The 20145-nt window shown below is 52.1% G+C and carries 20 protein-coding genes; 16 read left to right on the forward strand and 4 right to left on the reverse strand.

The genetic code is table 11. The features are described from left to right. The first annotated feature begins 122 nt into the window (after positions 1-122). The 3 genes from A0W33_RS13595 (at position 123) to A0W33_RS13605 (ending at position 2901) form a co-directional block, all read left to right on the forward strand. Positions 123-881, forward strand: a complete 759-nt coding sequence (locus A0W33_RS13595) for a YebC/PmpR family DNA-binding transcriptional regulator (RefSeq protein WP_068838700.1) — start codon at positions 123-125, stop codon at positions 879-881. Positions 882-941: 60 nt separating this feature from the next. After that, positions 942-2057, forward strand: coding sequence for a CaiB/BaiF CoA transferase family protein (locus tag A0W33_RS13600; protein ID WP_068838701.1), 1116 nt, complete (start codon positions 942-944; stop codon positions 2055-2057). A 163-nt stretch (positions 2058-2220) separates the two neighbouring features. Then, entirely contained in the window at positions 2221-2901 is a 681-nt protein-coding gene (locus tag A0W33_RS13605; protein ID WP_068838702.1) for a hypothetical protein, read from the forward strand. Between the two features lie 104 nt (positions 2902-3005). Here A0W33_RS13605 and A0W33_RS13610 read toward each other — a convergent pair whose 3' ends face one another. After that, positions 3006-3752 (reverse strand): phenylalanine 4-monooxygenase, encoded by a 747-nt coding sequence (locus A0W33_RS13610; RefSeq protein WP_068838703.1) that lies wholly within the window; start codon positions 3750-3752, stop codon positions 3006-3008. A gap of 444 nt (positions 3753-4196) precedes the next feature. Between A0W33_RS13610 and A0W33_RS13620 the strand changes: the two genes are divergently transcribed. Both A0W33_RS13620 and A0W33_RS13625 read left to right on the forward strand, forming a co-directional pair. Beyond that, on the forward strand, positions 4197-5321 hold the full coding sequence (locus A0W33_RS13620; protein WP_229802259.1) for a sulfatase-like hydrolase/transferase: 1125 nt from the start codon (positions 4197-4199) through the stop codon (positions 5319-5321). Positions 5322-5443: 122 nt separating this feature from the next. Then, complete coding sequence (locus A0W33_RS13625; protein WP_229802260.1) at positions 5444-6544, forward strand: hypothetical protein; 1101 nt, start codon at positions 5444-5446, stop codon at positions 6542-6544. A 45-nt stretch (positions 6545-6589) separates the two neighbouring features. Here the strand turns inward: A0W33_RS13625 and A0W33_RS13630 are convergent, their stop codons facing one another. The 3 genes from A0W33_RS13630 to A0W33_RS13640 all read right to left on the reverse strand — a co-directional run bounded on the left by A0W33_RS13630 (position 6590) and on the right by A0W33_RS13640 (position 9596). Continuing rightward, positions 6590-8464: an ABC-F family ATP-binding cassette domain-containing protein gene (locus A0W33_RS13630; protein WP_068838705.1), complete on the reverse strand. Its 1875-nt coding sequence runs from the start codon at positions 8462-8464 to the stop codon at positions 6590-6592. A 145-nt stretch (positions 8465-8609) separates the two neighbouring features. After that, positions 8610-9002, reverse strand: a complete 393-nt coding sequence (locus A0W33_RS13635; protein ID WP_068838706.1) for an SPW repeat protein — start codon at positions 9000-9002, stop codon at positions 8610-8612. A gap of 90 nt (positions 9003-9092) precedes the next feature. Further along, complete coding sequence (locus A0W33_RS13640) at positions 9093-9596, reverse strand: RDD family protein (RefSeq protein ID WP_068838707.1); 504 nt, start codon at positions 9594-9596, stop codon at positions 9093-9095. A 355-nt stretch (positions 9597-9951) separates the two neighbouring features. On the opposite strand from A0W33_RS13640, the gene murI reads away from it, so the two are divergent. From murI to nuoL, 11 genes are all read left to right on the forward strand, one after another. After that, positions 9952-10761, forward strand: coding sequence for a glutamate racemase (gene murI, locus A0W33_RS13645; protein WP_068838708.1), 810 nt, complete (start codon positions 9952-9954; stop codon positions 10759-10761). A 270-nt stretch (positions 10762-11031) separates the two neighbouring features. Then, positions 11032-11580, forward strand: a complete 549-nt coding sequence (locus A0W33_RS13650; RefSeq protein WP_068838709.1) for a hypothetical protein — start codon at positions 11032-11034, stop codon at positions 11578-11580. Between the two features lie 15 nt (positions 11581-11595). Continuing rightward, the gene (locus A0W33_RS13655) at positions 11596-12774 is read left to right on the forward strand and encodes a glutathionylspermidine synthase family protein (protein ID WP_068838710.1); all 1179 of its coding nucleotides are present in this window, start codon (positions 11596-11598) and stop codon (positions 12772-12774) included. 27 nt (positions 12775-12801) lie between these two features. Further along, a complete protein-coding gene (map, locus tag A0W33_RS13660; protein WP_068838711.1) occupies positions 12802-13560 on the forward strand; it encodes a type I methionyl aminopeptidase in 759 nt (252 codons plus the stop codon). A gap of 114 nt (positions 13561-13674) precedes the next feature. Further along, the gene (locus tag A0W33_RS13665; protein ID WP_068838712.1) at positions 13675-14157 is read left to right on the forward strand and encodes a c-type cytochrome; all 483 of its coding nucleotides are present in this window, start codon (positions 13675-13677) and stop codon (positions 14155-14157) included. 102 nt (positions 14158-14259) lie between these two features. Continuing rightward, positions 14260-15363: a complex I subunit 1/NuoH family protein gene (locus A0W33_RS13670; RefSeq protein ID WP_068838713.1), complete on the forward strand. Its 1104-nt coding sequence runs from the start codon at positions 14260-14262 to the stop codon at positions 15361-15363. A 197-nt stretch (positions 15364-15560) separates the two neighbouring features. Further along, the gene (locus tag A0W33_RS13675; protein WP_068838714.1) at positions 15561-16205 is read left to right on the forward strand and encodes an NUDIX hydrolase; all 645 of its coding nucleotides are present in this window, start codon (positions 15561-15563) and stop codon (positions 16203-16205) included. A 53-nt stretch (positions 16206-16258) separates the two neighbouring features. Further along, complete coding sequence (locus tag A0W33_RS13680) at positions 16259-16861, forward strand: 4Fe-4S dicluster domain-containing protein (protein WP_068838715.1); 603 nt, start codon at positions 16259-16261, stop codon at positions 16859-16861. 154 nt (positions 16862-17015) lie between these two features. Next, positions 17016-17528: an NADH-quinone oxidoreductase subunit J family protein gene (locus tag A0W33_RS13685; RefSeq protein WP_068838716.1), complete on the forward strand. Its 513-nt coding sequence runs from the start codon at positions 17016-17018 to the stop codon at positions 17526-17528. Positions 17529-17530: 2 nt separating this feature from the next. Further along, a complete protein-coding gene (gene nuoK / locus A0W33_RS13690) occupies positions 17531-17845 on the forward strand; it encodes an NADH-quinone oxidoreductase subunit NuoK (RefSeq protein ID WP_068838717.1) in 315 nt (104 codons plus the stop codon). A 103-nt stretch (positions 17846-17948) separates the two neighbouring features. Beyond that, positions 17949-20120, forward strand: a complete 2172-nt coding sequence (gene nuoL, locus A0W33_RS13695; RefSeq protein ID WP_068838718.1) for an NADH-quinone oxidoreductase subunit L — start codon at positions 17949-17951, stop codon at positions 20118-20120. Positions 20121-20145 lie beyond the last annotated feature (25 nt).

Here is a 20145-nt window from a genome sequence, read left to right on the forward strand (position 1 = left end):
AGGAGCGGTTCTGCCAAAAGCGGAGCCGCTCTTTTTTATGCAGCGTACTCAAAAAATAAGTTATTTTGTTCTGTTACCGTTCCTGGGTAATTCCGTTTGTAAAGTTAAAAACAGCATTTCGTATGTCCGGACACAGTAAGTGGTCAACCATAAAGCGTAAAAAGGGAGCCTTGGATGCCAAGCGCTCCAAAATCTTCACCAAGCTTATCAAAGAAATTACGGTGGCTGTAAAAGAGGGTGGGGGAGCCGATCCAGACGGTAACCCGCGCCTGCGGCTGGCTATTCAGGCGAGCAAGGCGGCCAACATGCCCAAAGACAACATTGAGCGCGCCATCAAAAAAGGGGAGGGCAGCGATGCCGGCGACTATACCGAGGTAACTTACGAGGGCTACGGCCCTAACGGTGTGGCGGTGTTCGTGGAGTGCCTGACCGACAACATAAACAGAACGGTGCAGAACCTGCGCACCATCTTTAACAAGAGCGGCGGCAGCCTGGGCGTAAACGGCTCCGTGGAATTCCTGTTTGACAGAAAAGGGGTTTTTGTGGCCAGGCGAAATCCGGAGCAGCTGATAGCTGAAGACGATCTGCTGCTGGAACTGGCAGACGGCGGAGCCGAGGAAGTGGAAGTTGAGGAGGAGTTCATCACCATTTACAGCGCCATGGAGGATTTCGGGGCCTTGCAGAAGAAAGTGGAGGAGCTGCACCTGGACCTGGAAAGCGCCGAACTGCAGCGCCTGTCCACCACCACCGTAAAAGTGGAGGACCCGGACGATGTGCGCAGAATCCTTAAACTGATAGATGCCCTGGAAGACGACGATGATGTGCAGCAGGTGTACCATAACCTGGAGCTGAGCGAGGAAGTAATGGCCGAGCTGGGGTAAGCGGAGCAAGTATAAGCGAGACACAAGTATAAATTTACATAACCATGCCGGGGGCAAACGATGCAGGAGCCGATTTTCAAAGACATGCTGGTGCTGGAACTGGCGAGCGTGCTGGCAGGGCCAAGTGTGGGGCAGTTCTTCGCTGAGCTGGGCGCCAGGGTGCTGAAAGTAGAAAACACCGCCACACACGGCGACGTGACGCGCAGCTGGAAGCTTTCCACCGAACCGGCCGATACCGACACGCCTGCCTATTTCTCGGCTGCCAACTGGGGCAAAAGCTCACTGGCGCTCAACCTCACGGAGCTTGGGCAACTGCAGCAACTTCATGAACTGGTAAAGCAGGCAGATGTGGTGGTGGCCAGCTACAAACCCGGCGATGCCGAAAAGCTGAAGGTCGATTACCGTACGCTGGCAAGTATAAACCCGCGCCTGGTATACGGCCACATTACAGGCTACGGCGCGGCTGATAACCGGGCAGGCTACGATGCGGTGGTGCAGGCGGAAAGCGGCTTTATGCACCTGAACGGCGAGGCAAACGGTGGGCCCGTAAAAATGCCGATCGCGCTGATGGACATTCTGACGGCGCACCAGCTGAAGGAGGGCCTGCTGGTGGCCCTGCTGCAGCGGGAGCGGACAGGACAGGGGCAACTGGTGGAAGTGTCGCTGCTGCAGGCCGCCGTGTCGGCACTTGCCAACCAGGCTACTAACTACCTGGTGGCGGGCCACGAGCCGCAGCGCATGGGCTCCGAGCACCCGAACATTGTTCCCTATGGTGCAGCTTATACTTGTAACTGCGGCAAGCAACTGGTGCTGGCCATTGGCGATGACAGGCAGTTCCGGAAACTATGCGCTATACTTGGCGCTGCACGTATGGCCGACGACCCGAAGTATAAAACCAATTACGCGCGGGTGCAGCACCGGCAGGAAATAAATCAAAAGTTGCGGGAACTGCTCTTGCATCAGGATCGCGAAGTATGGCTGCAGGCGCTACAGGAACAGCATGTGCCGGCGGGTGCCATTCATTCTATTCCGGAGGTATTTGCGCAGCCACAGGCTCAGGACATGCTCTTGCAGCAACCACACGTGAAGCCGGGGCTGCGCCAGGTGGCGTTTAAACTGCAAAACCAGGAGCCGCTGCAGCTAAGCCCGCCGCCAAAGTATAACAATCATACTTGATGACCGGACTTTGGGTATTTGCCTGATGTACAGTATTCTTGCTGCTCTATAAGAGAGCGGGTACAGCGGTAGAAACAGCATTGGCAGGGCCATTCGGTAACAAACAGGGGCTATACCGGGTAAAACACTAGTTGTGACAGCACTACAAAAGGCATTGACAACCATGGAAGATAGATTAGACGATATCATCAACGGGCTTCACCACAAGTCCAAGACAAAGCAGCTCATTTACCGCAACACCAAGGCAACGTTCGAGCGCATGAAGGAAATTGCTCAGGAACTGGTGGACGAACTAACGGACCGGGTAACGCAACAGGATGCAAACGTGTTGCTGGAGTTCCGAAATGTGGGGGAGCATGAGTTCCAGATTAAGTTTTCGGGCGATCTGCTCGTGTTTGTGATGCACACCAACATCATCACTTTCCCGGATGATTATGAAATCATGCGGAGCGCCTATGTGGAGGAGGATTTCAGGAGAAGGTTCTTCGGCAACGTGCTGGCTTACAACTTTATGGCTGATACCATAAAGTATAACAGGCTCGATGACCCCGGTTACCTGATCGGGCGCATGCTCGTGAACATCGAAAACCATTTTTGCATTGAGGGAGTGAAGCAACTGGACCTGCCGCTGGACAAAGTGACTAATTTCGAGAAGAACAAGCTAAACGACAAGGTGCTCAGGATCATTATAGAAAGCGCGATGGTGGCCTCCGTAAACAACGACCTGATGGGCCAGGATGTGAGCGACATCGAGCGCATCACCTATAAGCAGAAGCTCGAGAACATGCACCTGGTGCGCCCCAGCAAGCTGGGTTTCCAGATCAGCCATGCCCTTACCAACTAAAAGTATCTACAGAAGCTAAAAAGTACCTGAAGAAAAAACGGCCTGCGCATAGCACAGGCCGTTTTTGGTATATAACTCACTTAAAAATCTATCTTAAGCCGGGGCTAGAGCGTCTCCTCCACCGGCTCTTCTCTTAGCTTCTCAATGGCCTCGCTGATAGCCGGCAGGCTGTGCAGCAACTGCTCAAAGCTCTCGATGCAGAAGTACTGGCTCTGGAAAGTCTCTTTGATGTAAGATGTGTCCAGGATGTGCTGCACGTCAAAATCATACTTCACGCTCTCATCCGACACCGAAAGCTTACTCTCGCCTACCGATGAAAGTATGCCAGCACCGTAAATCTTCGCTTTCCCTCCCGGCTTGCGGAACAGGCCAAACTCAATGGTGTACCAGTAAATGCGTGTCAGGCGGTCAATGATATCGGGCCTGTCGATGTGCTGCAGGGCCATGGCAGAAAGCTGCGCCAGGAAATCGCAGTACACGGGAATGGTCAGCAGGGGCACGTGGCCGAACACGTCATGAAACATGTCGGGCTCCTCCAGGTAATCCAGCTGGTCCATGCGGCGCACCCAAACCGTGGCCGGAAACTGCTTGTTGGCAATCAGCTGGAAAAACAGGGCATCATCCACAATTCCGGGTGCGGCCACCACCTCGAACCCTGTCAGGGGGCGCAGCTTTTGGTTTACTTCGTTGAAGTTTGGAATGCGCTCGCGGCTAAAGCCAACCTTTTTCAGGCCTTCCATAAATTCCGGAATGGCCTTATCCGGTAGGTTCTCCACCTGGCGGTCAAAAAGGATAGACCATACATTATGATTTTCTTCTGTGTAGCTGCTGTAGTTCTGAATTAAGCTCATGGGTATGAAAGTTTATTTTTATCTGAATAGTTCGAATGGGTATAAAATAAAAAAAGCAGGGCTTTCGCTCTGCTTTGCTGTATCACTGAAGATTGGCCTTATGATGGACCTTTCTGTTTTTACGATAGAATATCGGTGTGACTGCCAAAGAGAGCGCGGTACGTACGGTAATAATAATAGCCGTAATAATAGCTGCAATAGCTATAAACGCTCAGGCAATAAGAAGAAATGGCAGGCAGCAGCGCTACACCAAAAGGGGTAGAGGAGGAATGATTTGTCGCTATGGCTGCTGTTTGTTGCATGTTATGGTTACAATAATACGAACTTCTGCTTTAAACGCAAGTTTTATTTTGTTGTTTTTGATTTGGTTAAATACCTCCCGTTCTAGCAGTGTCGGATACTTACATGGTTTAAAAGCATACAAATCACCTTAAAAATAAGGTTATGCGTATAATAAGTAGAGGTATTCGTGGATTAAGCGGTGCCGCCAGTATGATACAGTTCCTGCTTTTCATTGCCCGTGCTTTCACTTACAGGACAAGCCAACTGTGGGGCATCAGTTTGCTAGCTTCTGCTTGTGGCGTACATACCCCGGATAGCGGAGATGTGGAGCCGCTGCGCACCGAGCATGTGATTCTGGTGGTTATAGACGGCCCTCGCTATTCTGAGTTGTGGGCCGACAGTGCCGAGCTTGCCCCCAACCTTAGCGGCAAGCTGATGCAGGAGGGTGTTTTCGCTTCTGATTTCTATAACGATGGCTATACTTACACAAACGCGGGCCATGCGGCCCTTACCACCGGCGTAAACCAGGCCATCGACAACTATGGGAATGAACTGCCTGCTAACCCATCTATCTTTCAGTATTACCTGAAAGCCTCGGGAAAGCCTGCCACAGCCGCCTGGGTGGTGGCCAGCAAAGACAAACTGGACATTCTCGGCGATACCCGGCACCCGGAGTGGCAGGGAACTTACCAGCCATCGCTGAACTGCGGTGTGAACGGCCCAAACACAGGCTACCGGATGGACTCGCTTACCTTAATGGAGGCAAAAAGGATTTTAGCTACGCACCGGCCCAGTTTGATGCTGCTAAATTTTATGGAACCGGACGGCTACGCGCATGCAGGCAACTGGGCAAACTACGTCCGGGGCATTGCCCGAAACGACAGGTATATCAAACAGCTTTGGGACTTCCTGAAAAAGGATCCTTTTTATAAAGATAAAACCACGCTGCTGGTTACCAGCGACCATGGGCGCCACCTTGACGGCGTAGCCGAAGGCTGGCCGGAGCACGGCGACCACTGTGCCGGCTGTGAGCACATTGGCCTGCTGGCCATTGGACCAGACTTTAAGAAAGGCAGAAAGCTTAAAAGCCGCTACACGTTGGTTGATATTGCACCCACGGTGGCGTACCTGCTCCAGTTCAGAATGGATTCAGTCGTGTTCGAACCAGTTCCCGTGGCGGCTGTGGCAGGCATTGCCGCAGATACTGTAGCCGTCGGCGTGCAGCAAAAAACGCTGCTAAAAGGCGCCACCCGAAAAGGCAATGTGATAAGTGAGCTGTTCAGGTAAGCTAAAAGCGCCTGTGCAACAGCTGCCATACTTCCGCTCCAGACCCGTAGCGTCTGGTTATCATTTCGTTACCTCCCCTGCGGGAACCCACGGCGGTTCTTCAAAATTTCCTGGCACAACGTATGAAAAAGTGTCTTCTTTCTTTTCTTGCAACGCTGGTGTTGCTTCAGTTGCCCTGTATCGCTCAGGCGCAACCTGTGCAGAAACTGCCTGCTGCTTCTGCCGTTGAAGTACGGCAGGTAAAGGAAAACCCGCTTTTCCTGGAGGAGGAGGTGCTGCACCTGAAGCTCTCCATGGACATGAAAACCGTGCTGAAAGACCGCGGCGACGATAGGGTGTACCACCCGGCAACCATCTGGTACAAAGACAGCACCGGCACCCGGGTAGCGCAGGCGTTAAAAGTTAAAGTGCGGGGAAATCGCCGCCGCGACCCCTCCGTATGTGGTTTTCCGCCCCTCATGCTGAACTTCTCCCGCAGTACGGTGGAAAACACAGTTTTCGGAAAGGTAAACAAGCTGAAACTGGTGACCCACTGCACCGGTGAGGAGTATGTGCTGAGGGAATACCTGGCATATAAAATGTACAACATTTTAACGGATAGTAGCTTTAGGGTAAGGCTATGCCAGGTGACTTATGAAGATGTGCAGGGAAAGAAGAAGTCGGAGACGAAGTATGCTTTCCTGGTTGAAGACGAAGATGCCTTGGCTGAGCGGCTTAACGCCACTGTTTTGCCGGATGAACTTGTGGTTGGGATGCGCGGTACACACCTTCCTTCCACGGCTGTGCTGACGTTTTTTCAGTACATGATCGGCAACACCGACTGGTCTGTTCCTTACCGCCACAACATCAAGGTGCTCAATATAAATGCCTTTGCCATCCCCGTGCCCTATGACTTTGATTATGCGGGCTGCGTGAGTGCGCCATATGCCGCGCCGCCGCCCGAGTTAGAGATCAGTTCGGTGAAGGAGCGGTTATTTCGCGGATATAGTTACCCGGACACGGTGTATGCACAGGTCCGAAATTTGTTTAACCTGCGCAAAGCGGCGCTTTATGGGTTGTATCAAAATGCTGATTTACTGGAGGAAAAGAGCAGCAAGAGCACCCTGAAGTACCTGGATGAATTTTACACGACGCTAAACAACGCCAAAAAATTTGAGCGTTCTTTTGTGGAGGCAGGGCAGCGGAATGAGAGAGGAGGAGTTGCGGTAAAAGGGCTGGATTAAAGCAAAAGCCCCTCCTAAAGTGGAGGGGCCTTTGCTTTAAGTTATTTACATCAGTTCCGCCAGCTCCAGCCAACGGAATTCTTTTTCCTCTAACTGCTCGTTTATACTTTCCAGCTCGCGGGCCAGCTTAGTGAGTTCCTCATGGTCGGTGAGCGTGTTGCTGCTCATAGTTTCCACAATTTCGCTTTTGCGCCCCTCCAGCTTGCGGATTTCCTGCTCCAGCACTTCGTATTCCCTTTTCTCATTGTAGGACAGCTTGCGCTTGGCATTAGGCTGCTCCTCTTTTCTGGCTGCTGGTGCCGGCGCAGCGGCTTTTACTTCCTGCTGCACTTTTTCCTGCTCCTTCTGCCACTCCCGGTAGTCGCTGTAGTTGCCGGCAAAGTTGCGGATATGGCCTTCGCCCTCAAACACAAACAGGTGCTCCACTAGCCGGTCCATAAAGTAACGGTCGTGCGATACGATGAGCAGGCAGCCACCGAAGTTCAGCAGGAAGTCCTCCAGAATATTCAGCGTGATGATGTCCAGGTCGTTTGTAGGCTCATCGAGAATGAGGAAGTTCGGGTTCTTGATCAGCACGCGCAGCAGTTGCAGACGGCGCTTCTCGCCTCCGCTTAGCTTGCTGACAAACGTATATTGCTGTGCCGGCGGAAACTGAAAGTGCTGCAGAAACTGACTGGCGGTAATCACCTCGCCATTGGCCATCTCCACCACCTCGGCAATCTCCTTCACAATGTCAATCACGCGCTGGTCGTCCTTAAACTCCAGTTCATCCTGTGTGTAGTAGCCAAACACCGTTGTCTGTCCCGGGTCTATGTAGCCGGAGTCTGGCTTCAGTTTGCCCGTGAGCATGTTCAGGAACGTAGACTTTCCGGCTCCGTTAGGGCCTACTACGCCAATGCGGTCCTTTTTCTTGAACACATAGCTGAAGTCGTCTACGATTTTTTTCTGGCCAAAAGATTTAGAGATGTGCTCCACCTCGATAATTTTGCCGCCCTGGCGCGTCGTCTTAACTGACAGTTCCAGTTGCGGCGCGGCGGTTTTCTTGGATGCCTTTTCTTTCAACTCTTCAAAGGCATCCACTCTATACTTGGCTTTGGTGCCCCGGGCCTTGGGCATGCGGCGTATCCACTCCAGCTCCTTGCGCATCAGGTTGCGCGCTTTCTCTGTTTCGGCGGCGGCATTCAGCTCGCGCTCGGCCTTCTTTTCCAGGAAATAGCTGTAGTTGCCTTTGTATGTATAAAGCTCGCCATTGTCAAGTTCGGCCATTTCGTTCGCCACTTTATCAAGGAAGTAGCGGTCGTGGGTTACCATCAGCAGGGTGGTGTTCTGAGTGCTCAGCAGGCCCTCCAGCCACTCAATCGTTTCCAGGTCCAAATGGTTGGTAGGCTCATCCAGTATCAGCATATCCGGCTCCTCAATCAGCACGCGGGCCATGGCCACACGTTTGCGCTGGCCTCCCGAAAGCTGGTTCACCGGTACATCCAGGTTGTTGATGCCTAGTTTCGACAATACCTGCTTTACCTTCACTTCAAAATCCCAGGCTTGCAACTCGTCCATGCGCTCCATCAGGTGCTGCATTTTCTCGCCGCTGGTATTGGGGTTCTCCATGGCAGCCTCGTAATCCTGTATCAGGTCCAGCGTTTCGTTCTGCATAGCGAAAATGTTGTCTTTCACCGTCAGTTCTTCCTGGAACTCGGGGTTCTGGCCAAGGTAGCCAATGCTGATCTCCTTGCGCAGGCTTACGCTGCCGCTGTCCGGCGGTAACTTGCCCGCCAGCACATTGAGTAAAGTAGTTTTGCCGGAGCCGTTTACGCCCACCAGGGCCACACGCTGCCCCTGGCTGATGCCAAAATTAAGGTTTTTAAAAAGCCAGCGATCGCTGAAGCTTTTGGAAATATTTTCTGCCGAGAGGTAATTCATGAGACAAATTTAGCGATGCTCCGACACAAAAGATAATGCCGGCTGCATAAAAGGCAAACAAACCAAGTGCACCGGAAAGTTTACGACACAAAAAAAGGCTGGCCAATTGGCCAGCCTTCTGCTTTCTACTATCGTACGCCCGTGCTTACACATCGGTGTGGCGGTGCGTAGCGTGTGATGTCGTGTAAGACCTGCTAGGGGTTCTGTGCGTGGTAAGTGACGCTATTATGGCAAAGATACCAGCTATCAGGTGCGGCATGTACACACGGTCATCGAAGTTGAACATCCAGGGCGACAGGGCCAGGATCACACCCAGGCCAAAATCCATCATCAGGTGCGTCTTCATCGGGATTTTGTGCACAAGGCCAACCTCAAAGTCAGTAAGTATAGTTTGTATCAGGATAATGACACCGGCTATCACCATAGTCCAGGTGGCCCAGCTCACATCCGAAAAATCAAAGATCCATGGTGAAATGATCAGCAACGGACCTACAATATAATCTAGTATCCCGTGGAATCGGGTTGGAATAAATCTCATAATAATCCTCCTTTCTAATTGTTGATATGGTGTTTTATACGGAAGTGAGGATGTTGTGTTGAAAAGTAGTGCAATTTTTATGGTGAACGGCTAATCAGCCACGACCAAGGCCCGTGCAATGTAGTCGTGCAGCATTTGGTGACGGCGAGAAGAAAGAATGAGCAGGAAGCCCAAGCCAAGCAGCAAGACAGACAGGAATTTGGCGAAATAGCGCAGGTTAGCCTGCAGAAAACCAATGCGTCGCCCGCGTAAATCGGTCACTTTCAGGCCCAGCGTAAACTTGCCAATTGTTGCCTGCTTTAGCGACGACTCCAGAAAAGTATAGTAGGCCCAGTGCAAAACAGCAAAGATGGGGTTAATGAAAATAGATTTGCACACGAGCCAGAGTTCCACCATGTCAATGCCGCCTTTCAGAAGGTCGTCCCAGGTGTAGAGCTGCTCCTGAGAGCCACTGATGCCGTACAGTACGAAGGTGTACGAAAACACGATCAGGGTAGTATCTACCAGAAAGGATACAAGACGGGCTGTCAGGCTTCCATAAAGCGCAGACCGCTTAATGGTTGGGGGAGCATGTACTGTAAAGGCTGCCTGCATAGCGTAAAAGTTAAGGGTTTGCTGCTCTAAGCAGCTCTCAGGCTAAGTATAGCGCGCAGAGGCGCTTATGCCTTAGGGATATTCCGTCGTCATGGGGGCCACCTTTGGTAAGGTTAGCTTTCAGGTAGAAAGCCATGTGAAGCTTTGATAATATAAAAATAGCGAATTGTTTAAAAGCAACAAATATTTTAATATTATTTATCTGTGAAATCTAAATATGGAATATACCTATGTCTGTATATACTTTTAGAAGAAAGGAGAAGCTGTTGAAGTGGTTTTCATTCAAAGGGACAAGTATAAATGGGCGATAGACAAGCCAATTGTCCGGATTTAGTTAATTTCGCTTATGATGAATATGGAAAAGAAGGACGGGCCCATTGGTATATTCGACAGTGGCATCGGTGGGCTAACTGTGGCACAGGCGATTATAAATGTGCTGCCTCATGAGCGGCTGATATACTTCGGCGACACAGCGCATTTGCCTTATGGCGATAAATCTACGGCTGCCATTCAGGCCTATGCCGTGAAGATATGCGACCTGCTGATCCGGCAGCAGTGCAAGGTGATTCTGATTGCGTGTAACTCTGCCTCCGCGGCGGCTTACGAACTGGTGAAGGAGTACGTGGGCAGCAAGGCAAAGGTGCTGAACGTGATTGATCCGATTGTGCGGTATATTGGAGAATCGTACCCAGACAAGCACGTAGGCCTTATCGGAACAAAGCAGACGGTGAACTCAAACGTGTACCGCAAGAAGGTGGACGAACTGGACCGGAACATCAAACTGCAGTCGCTGGCGACGCCGCTGCTGGCCGCCATGATAGAGGAGGGCTTTTTCAATGACTCCATCTCCGAAAGCGTTATACATGCCTACCTCTCGGACCCGCACCTGCACGACATCGAGGCACTTATACTTGGCTGTACGCACTACCCGCTCATCAAAAAGCAGATTGAACAGTACTACGAGGGCCAGGTGGATGTGCTGGATGCAAGCCAGATTGTGGCCCAGCACGTGAAAGCCTACCTCGAGCAAAACAACCTGGCCGCCGATAAGCTCTCCGGCGACCACACATTCTATGTGTCGGACTTCACCCGCTCCTTCGAGGAGAGCACCCGCATCTTCTTCAAGCGCCAGGTACACCTGGAGCACTACCCGCTCTGGGAGTAAGGCGCGTTGCGCCAGTTAGAAATTGCGCCAGTTAGAAATTAAGAATTAGGAATTAGAAATGGGAGCAGCCTTGTAGCGCAGGAGGCTTGGTGGGTCTTCTCTAACTTATGAGACAAAATCCCCCTCCTTAGACAAGGAGGGGCTAGGGGTGGTTTGACACACTGGCGCAAAACAATCCCTTCAAAATCTATCCTTACGAATCAAAACCGGCCATTCAGTTATATTTCCCCGTAAAAAGGGTTATCTTTATACTATACCTACCTTATCAAGATGAAGAAAAAATACCTGACCATAGGCGACCTGAAGCGCAATGCCTTTATCGTGGCGGCTGCCGCATGCATGGGCCTTACCGGTTGCGGGTCTAATAACCAAAGTGAGGAGTGGAATGCGGAGGAGGAGGTGGCTGTACCGGATGGCGTGATCACAGAAATGACAGAAGAGGCCCCGGATCAGTGGAAAATAACGGATGAGCAAACTACGGCTCCCGGCCAAAGTATGGCCATCCTGAAGTATAGCGACGGTCGCGTGGATACGCTGAAAGGGCTGGAGCTCGAGAACCAACTGAAGAACATTGCCAACAACCAACAGCAGTACCAGCAGGGCGGCTTTGGGATGGGCAACGTGCTGTGGTGGAGCGCTCTGGGATATATGGCAGGCCGCAACATGGCTCCGCGCGCTGGCTATTACGCCAATCCCGGCCTTATTAACAACACGAATGCCTGGCGCCAGAATGTGCAAACCTACCGCCAGCGTGCCACAGCCCCCAGTTCAGGCCGGAGCGGTTTCTTCAGGGGCCGCAGTGGAGGAGCAGGAGCCTAGCAACTAAATAAATACATGCAAGATAAAAGTAAGATCCGCCTGCAGTCGCACACGGGTGATGTGGAAAAAGCTGTGCGCGGCCTTGGCTGGGAGTGGTGCGTGGAGGATGGCTGTGCCAATTATGTGCCGGGTGAGGCCGTGGTGCTGCCCGAGCAACAGGCCGACGCGCTGCTGGAGGCAGCAGACACGCTGTACGAAATGATGGTAAACGCTATCCCCGACAGCCTGCCCGATGAATTTCTGAACGTGCTGGGCATACCCGAGAACCTTTGGAAACTGGTGCGCCACTCCTGGAATGATGAGCGCCACTGGCACCTCTATGGCCGCTTTGACCTGGTGCAGACGCCGGAAGGACCGAAGCTGCTGGAGTTTAACGCCGACACGGCCACCTCTGTACCCGAAACAGCCGTGGTGCAGTGGGCCAGTCTGGCAGCGGCCGGAAAAAAGGAGGCAAAGCAGTACTCAGGTCTGTATGAGCAGCTGGTGGAGCAGTTCAGGACCTGGCGCATGCTGAACGACGAGCTGGCGCCGGCGCTGTTGCTGACTTATATTGGCGCAAGCGCCGAAGACGAGGCCAACTGCGCCGTACTGGCCCAGGCCGCCGCCGAAGCCGGCTTCGACCCGCACCTGTGCCCGGTAGAGGCTATGAGCGTGTCTACGGAAGGAGCGGAGCGAGGCGTGTGGGCGCAGCTGGACAATGAGCAGTGGCAGCAATTTCCGTTTCTGTTTAAGCTGCTGCCCTGGGAGCAGATTGCCTGGGAGGAGCCCGAACTTTGCCGCAGCCTCGCCGAGTTGTCTGCCGCCCGAAACGTAGTAATCGCCAATCCCGCGTATTCCCTGCTGTTCCAAAGCAAGGGTATGCTGGCCTGGCTCTGGAAAGCGTACCCGTACCACCCGCTGCTGCTTGAAACGGACCTGGTGCCCATCAGCGGCAAGTATATCCGCAAGCCACACTTCGGCCGCGAGGGGCAAAGCGTGGAAGTGATAGACCGCGTGCGGGTAACAAAGGTAGAAGGCGAGTACGATGCGCAACAGCAAGTATACCAGCGCTGGGTTGAGCTGCCCGAAGATGACAAGGGCTACCAGTACCAGGCCGGCGTGTTCTGGGCAGGCGAGGGCTGCGCCATCGGGTACCGCCGCGAGAAAGGCATCATCACTAACCTGTCGCAGTTCGTGCCGCATTTGGTGGAGTAGCTCACCTAAGGAAATCAATAAGTCAACATGATAGTAGCTTCAGAAGAAGACCTGGAAGGAATAAAAAAAGTGAGCGAAGCCGTAGCCGTTACGCTCCGGAAAATGAGGGAATACACCAAAGCAGGTATCACCACCAAAGAGCTTGATGCGTACGGGAATAAAATATTGGAAGAGTTTGGAGCGCGCTCTGCACCAAAAACCACGTATGACTTCCCCGGCTATACTTGCATTAGCGTGAATAATGAAGCTGCCCATGGCATCCCCTCGGAGAGTACTGTTCTAAAAGAAGGGGATCTGGTAAACATTGATGTGTCGGCGGAACTGAACGGCTTTTATGCTGACAATGGCGGCTCGTTTATACTTGGCGAAGACATACATGGGCTGAACAAACTTGTTGATGCCTCTGTAACGGCCCTGCATAAAGCGCTGAAGGAAATAAAAGGCGGAAAGAAAATAGCGGAGGTTGGCCGCACCATCGAGCAGGAAGCCAAAAAACATGGGTTCAAGGTAATCAGGAATCTGGTGGGACACGGTGTTGGTCGCAGTTTACACGAGGACCCGGATGAGATTCCGAATTACTACGACAAAGATAACACGCAGCGCTTCCGGAAAAACAGCGTGGTAGCCGTAGAAACGTTTATCTCCACCAAAGGAAATTATACCCGCGAGAAAGGCGATGGCTGGACACTGCTGGCCGATGAGGGTGCCTATGTGGCGCAGCACGAGCACACCATACTTGTAACAGACGGCGAGCCAATCATCCTGACGAAGGAAAATGGGATTTGATCAAATAGCTGCTGCCTCAAATAGCGTTTAGGTATGTTAGTTTTCGCGCAGCTAAGGCTAACTTAGTGAACCTTTAAAGGTATAAAAGTCCGTTTCAGCTCATAAGCAACAAGTATGAGAAAAGCAGTAAGTACAGTTTACTTTTTGCTGATAGCCTGTTGTACAGCTACAGTGGCTGCGCTCGTACTGGGGTTTTACCTTAAACTTGAACCCGCTAATGCTGCTTTGGAAGAGGAAGAACTATTGTACTGCGGCACAACAGGCTATATGGAAAGCTACCTGGCAGCAGACATCGATCCTGTGCTGTTGCTGGAGGTTGAAGGAGGTAAAAGATTGTTCGATACTAACTGTAGCCCTTGCCACGACATGACGTCTGTGGTTGTAGGGCCGCCGCTGGCAGGTATAATTGAAAGGAGAGATAGTGCGTGGGTGTACAGCTTTATCAAGAATTCGCAGAAGATGGTAGAGGCAGGTGATTCTACGGCGGTACAGCTTTACAATGAATTCAGTAAGATGCAAATGCCTGCATTTGATTTTACTGATGAGCAGATAGACTCCATTGTTTCCTATATCAGCCTTTACCCCAATAGACCGTAGCAATTGCCTGAAGCTAAGACAGCCCCCCTAATGCATAATTCATCATTCTGAATTAATAATTCTCAATTAAGCCCTACCTTTGTCTCAACAAATCAAACACGTATGCTTGCTTTTCTGCTGACATTAGGGGCTTTGCTGGGGGTGGTGATTGTGCTGGCGTATGCCGAGCGCAAGGTAGCCGCCTTTATGCAGGATCGCATGGGGCCGACTGAGGCAGGTCCGCAGGGCTCGCTGCAGGCGGTGGCCGATGTGCTCAAGCTATTGCAGAAAGAAGATATTGTGCCCGCCGCTGCGGATAAACCCCTCTTCAAGCTGGCGCCCATCATCATTTTTGCCGCTGTGTTCGCAGGCTTTGCCGTTATTCCGTTTGCGCCCGCCGTGGTGCCGGCGGGCATCGGCATCGGCGTGTTTTACCTGCTGGCCATTATATCGCTGGATGTGGTGGGGCTGCTGATGGCGGGTTGGGGCTCGAATAACAAGTATGCCATGCTGGGAGCGATGCGCTCCGTGGCCCAGATCGTGTCCTATGAGATTCCGGCCGGGCTGGCCATACTTTCGGCGGTGATGATCTGCCAGTCGCTGGATTTTCAGGAGATAAGCTATCAGCAGGGCGTGCTCATGAACCTGCTTCCAGGCTTGGAATACGACAGAAACTGGTTGTTCGGCATCCGTGGGCTGGGCATCGACACCACCACTATAGGCGGCATCACCACTTGGAACATTTTTCGCGCCCCCATACTTCTGGTGAGCTTTGTGATTTACTTTATCGCCTCGCTGGCCGAGAGCAATCGCGCCCCGTTCGACATTCCGGAAGCGGAATCTGAACTGGTGGCGGGCTTCCATGTGGAGTACTCCGGCTTCCGTTTTGCGGCGCTCTTCCTGGCTGAGTATAGCATGATGGTGCTGGTTTGCCTGGTAGCGGTGGTCCTGTTTTTGGGCTCCTGGAACACGCCATTGCCAAACATTGGGCCGGTTTACATGGCAAACTGGACCACCGGAACACCCGGAGAAGTTTTAGGTGTACTTTGGGGAATTTTCTGGCTGCTAAGCAAAACCTTTGTGCTGCTGTTTCTGCAGTTACAAATACGTTGGACCTATCCGCGCCTGCGCGTAGACCAGCTGATGCACCTGTGCTGGAAAGTGCTGACGCCGATAGCGCTTGGGATTGTGCTGCTGGCAGGCATCTGGCGGTTGTTGATGGTATAAATTAGACACAAGTATAAGGACATAAGACAGAATTACTTTATACTATACTGTCATCCTGAAAGGATCTTGTGGGCGGACGAGAACAGCTTTAATTGGCGCTTTACCGCTCTCGGGGGTAGGGGCCCTCTTTAACTAAGATACTCTCAGGATGACAACAAAAAAATAGGTTAAAACTAATTTAGTCTCCATACTTAGCAATGCTCAAATTCATAGAAGCCCTTAGGAAAAGACTGCAGGAGCCCTTACCTGGCGAAGCAGCGCATAACCTGATGGCAAGTGTGACCAGAAGTAATATTAAATTCAAAACGAAACCTGATAGCCAAACAAAGGAGAGTGCAGTATTGCTGTTGTTCTATCAGGATGAGGACAAAATAAAGCTGCCCCTTATTTTGAGACCTGTTTATGTGGGGGTGCACAGTGGCCAGATAGGATTGCCTGGCGGCAGAATGGAAGAAGGAGATAAAGATTTCTTTGAAACAGCCTTAAGAGAAGCGAATGAAGAAATAGGCATCAACCCGGCAGACGTTACAGTTATTGGCCACCTAAGCGATCTCTTTGTGTTTGCCAGCAACTATATGGTGCATCCGGTGGTTGGCTATATGAAGCACAGGCCTACGTTTCTGACTGACCCAAGGGAAGTAGACCAACTGATAGAAGTACCGCTCTCAACGCTGCTTGATAAAAGCAGCAGGGGCATCACCAACATCGTCGTATCAGGTAATATGGAGGTTTCTGCGCCTTATTTTGATGTAGATGGTCACACGGTCTGGGGAGCCACCGCTATGATGTTGAGTGAGCTACTAAGCGTAATTGATGACCTGGAGTTTCCATTTGAAAAATAAATCCATGCTTGTTTAACTGCGCTATGAGCATTTAAATATTTTAACTTTAAAGGATGAAAGAAGCCATTCGAACTAATGCCGGATTTTGGGGCGTGGTAAAGTCGCTGCTGAGTGGCCTTAGCCTGACCTGGCGGCACTTTTTGAGTGCCAGGAATCGCCGCACGCCCGAATACGTGTCGGATGCAAACTATTTTAAGCAGGCCGATGGGCAGGCTACGCTGAAATACCCACACGAAGCCCTGCCTATACCCGACAACGGCCGTTACCGCCTGCACAACGAGATCGACGATTGCATTGTCTGCGACCTTTGCGCCAAGATCTGCCCGGTTAACTGCATCACCATCGAGTCGGTGAAGGCCACGGAAGAGATTGGCATGACATCAGACGGCACCAAAAAGCGCCTTTACGCGCCAACCTTCGATATCGACCTGGCACAGTGTTGCTACTGCGGCCTCTGCACCACCGTTTGCCCTACCGACTGCCTCACCATGACGCCCGTGTATGATTTCTCCGAAGTCAACATCAAGAACATGGTGTACCACTTCACTGACCTTACGCCGGAGCAGGCAGAGGAAAAGAAGCAGCTGTACGCGAAGCAGCAGGAGGAAATGGCAGCGGCCAAAGCGGCGGCGCTGGCGGCAAGAAAACAAGCATAAACGCGCAAAGACCTCGCGGCGTGCGCAGCTCCTGCAAGTGTCTTGCCTGCTACGAAGCGAATAGCTCCAGACGCTCGCAGGACCTTCGGACACTGCGAGGTCTTCCAAGGAAATCATATTGATAATTGATCAATGTTAACTGATAACTGAAAAAATGCTTTTCTACATCTTCGCTGTACTGGCCATACTTTCCGCAGGGTACATGGTGCTGACGCGCAACCTGCTGTATGCGGGTTTTTCGCTGCTGATCACGCTGCTGAGTGTGGCCGGTATTTATGTGCTGCTGTTCGCTGATTTTGTAGCGGTGGTGCAGCTGATGGTGTATGTGGGCGGTGTGCTGGTGCTGATTCTCTTTGGCATCATGTTGAGCAGCCGCGTGCGCGACAAATCGGTACTGTCGGAGAGCGGAAACAAAGTATGGGGCACGCTGGTAGGTGGGCTTATACTTATGGGACTGTGCTACACCATTCTTCATGCCAACATCAGCGCGTTACCCTGGCTGCAAACCACGGAGCTAAACGTGCTGGGCCTGCAGAAAAGCACGGTACAAAGTATAGGCATTAAGCTGATGACGGATGTGGTGGTACCTTTTGAACTGGCGTCGCTGCTGCTGCTGATTGCGCTGATGGGCGCTGCCTACATTGCCACTGATAAACCCAAAGCCTAAATATGGAAGCCATTCCGTTAGAACATATCCTGCTGTTGGGCGCCGTGCTGTTCAGCATTGGTATACTTGCTGTCATCACCAAACGCCATGCGGTGGTGGTGCTGATGGGTATAGAGCTGATATTCAACGCGGCCAACCTCAACCTGATCGCCTTTAGCCGCTACGACCCGTCGCTGCTGCAAGGGCAGCTGTTTTCGCTGTTTGTGATTGTAGTGGCCGCCGCCGAGGCAGCCGTGGCGCTGGCCATTGTTTTGCGGGTGTACCAGCATTTCCATACCGCCAATCTTCCCGACATCGTGAGCAAGGAAAACAGTTGAATTCAAGCCTTGTCTTTACCAGCAGGCAGGGTAAGTATAAATTAAAATTCTATTTAACTTTGGCGGCAGAAAAGCCACACAACCCGAAACCAGAACCGCTACTTTGGAGCTATCCGACCTCTTAAAGCCATTAGCCGCCACAACCGAGACCACAGCCGCACTGGTTGTGCTGTTGCTGCCGCTGCTGGGCTTCCTGGTCTTGTTTTTCCTGGGAAAACGCCTGCCACGCCGCGGTGATTGGTTGAGCATCGGGCTCACGCTAGGGAGTTTTATACTTTCCGGATGGCTGTTTTTGCAAACCTGGAACACCGCCACTTTCCATTGCCGCACCACCTGGTTCAATCTGCCAGCCAGTTCCTTAACAGATTTCACAGCCGGCATTCTGCTCGATAACCTCACGGTGCTGATGCTGGTGATTGTCACCTTTATATCACTGCTGGTGCAGCTGTTCTCAGTTGGTTATATGCACGGCGACAAAGGTTACAGCCGCTATTTTGCCTACCTAGGCCTGTTTACCTTCAGCATGATCGGTATTGTGGTGGTAGATAATTTGCTGCTGCTGTTCATGTTCTGGGAACTCGTGGGGCTATCGTCTTACCTGCTCATCGGTTTCTGGATACAAAAGCCGGCTGCGGTGGCCGCGAATAAAAAAGCATTTCTATTCAACCGTGTGGGCGATATAGGCCTGCTGCTCGGGCTGTTCGCCTTTTATACTTATTTCCGCACTTTTGACCTGGAGGCGCTGCGCACGTTGGTTGGCAGTGGCAACTGGGAAAGCGGCAGTTTTGTTTCCTCCTATACTTTAAATGCCCAGGGCTGGATCGTAGAACTGGGGCCAATTTTTCTGACACTGGCGGGCCTTGGACTGTTTATGGGCTGCGTGGGCAAGTCGGCGCAATTCCCTTTGCAGGTGTGGCTCCCTGATGCCATGCAAGGCCCAACACCCGTTTCGGCACTCATTCACGCGGCTACGATGGTGGCTGCCGGTGTATACTTAGTCGCCCGCTGCTATGCTTTTTTCACGCCGCCCGCGCTGGTGGTGATTGCCTTTGTAGGGGCTCTTACTGCACTGATCGGGGCACTGGCCGCGCTCAACCAGAACGATATCAAAGCGGTACTTGCTTTCTCAACCATTTCACAGTTGGGTTATATGGTAATGGGAATGGGCACGGGCGCGCATGATGCCGCGCTTTTTCACCTGGCCACGCACGCATTTTTCAAGGCGACCCTGTTCCTGAATGCGGGCATCATCATCCATGCCATGCACCGTGGGCTGCACCGCCACCACCTGCACCTCGATGCGCAGGATATCCGCCACATGGGCGGCCTGCGGAAGGCACTGCCGCTCACGTTTTATATCTATATTACCGCCACTGCCGCACTGGTTGGGCTGCCGCTGTTTTCGGGTTTCCTTTCTAAGGATGCTATACTTTCCGGTAGCTGGGCCTGGGCGCAAACCATGAGCGCCAACGGCAGCAGTTTATACTTTGTAGTGCCGATCATCGGCTTTTCGGTGGTGCTGCTCACTGCTTTTTACATGGCGCGGCACATGTGGTTCATCTTCTTTGGGGAGTTCAGAGCCTCTTTCCGCGTGCAGGATTTGCGGCTGAAGGCAGGGCTGGAGGTGGAGCGCGTGATGGCGCTGCCGGTCATTTTGCTGGCCATACTTTCACTCGGGATCTTTTTCTCGCTCAACCCGCTAAACTTCAGCAGCAGCTGGCTTTTGCAGGGCATCAGCTTGAGCAGGCTAAGTAACTCGGCCATACTTTCGGAAGGCTTGCTGCAGGCGGTGCGGGCGCAGGATGAGGCAAACCATACCTTGCATATCATCTTCGGCGTGTTGTCGACGCTGCTGGCGTTGGTGGGTATTAGCTGGGCTGTTCTCAAGTATAAAAACAGTACATCACAGCAGTTGCTGCAGGTCAGGCCAAAGTATAAACTGGCACAGCTGTCGCATAACCAGTTTCAGCTGAACGAATTTTATCAAAGAGCCTTTGTGCAGCCGTCGCTGCTGCTGGCCAAAGGCCTTTACCGCACCGACAAGCGCGTGATCGATTACACCTTGAACAACGGCAGCAAAGCGCTGGTGATCTTTGCTAAAATCGTCGCCTGGTTCGACCGTTGGGTGGTAGACGGGTTGGTGTGGCTGGTAGGGGCGCTGTCTAAAGTGCTGGGACGTGTGGGGCGTGGCCTGCAGAATGGTAAAGTGCAGAGTTACTACGCCTACTCCTTATTTGGTTTTATTTTACTAATGCTATATATCATCCTGTTTTGATGTTAATTTCGCGAGCAGGAATTTA

Origin of the sequence: Pontibacter akesuensis, from assembly GCF_001611675.1 — a bacterium.
GTDB classification, from domain to species: Bacteria; Bacteroidota; Bacteroidia; order Cytophagales; family Hymenobacteraceae; genus Pontibacter; species Pontibacter akesuensis.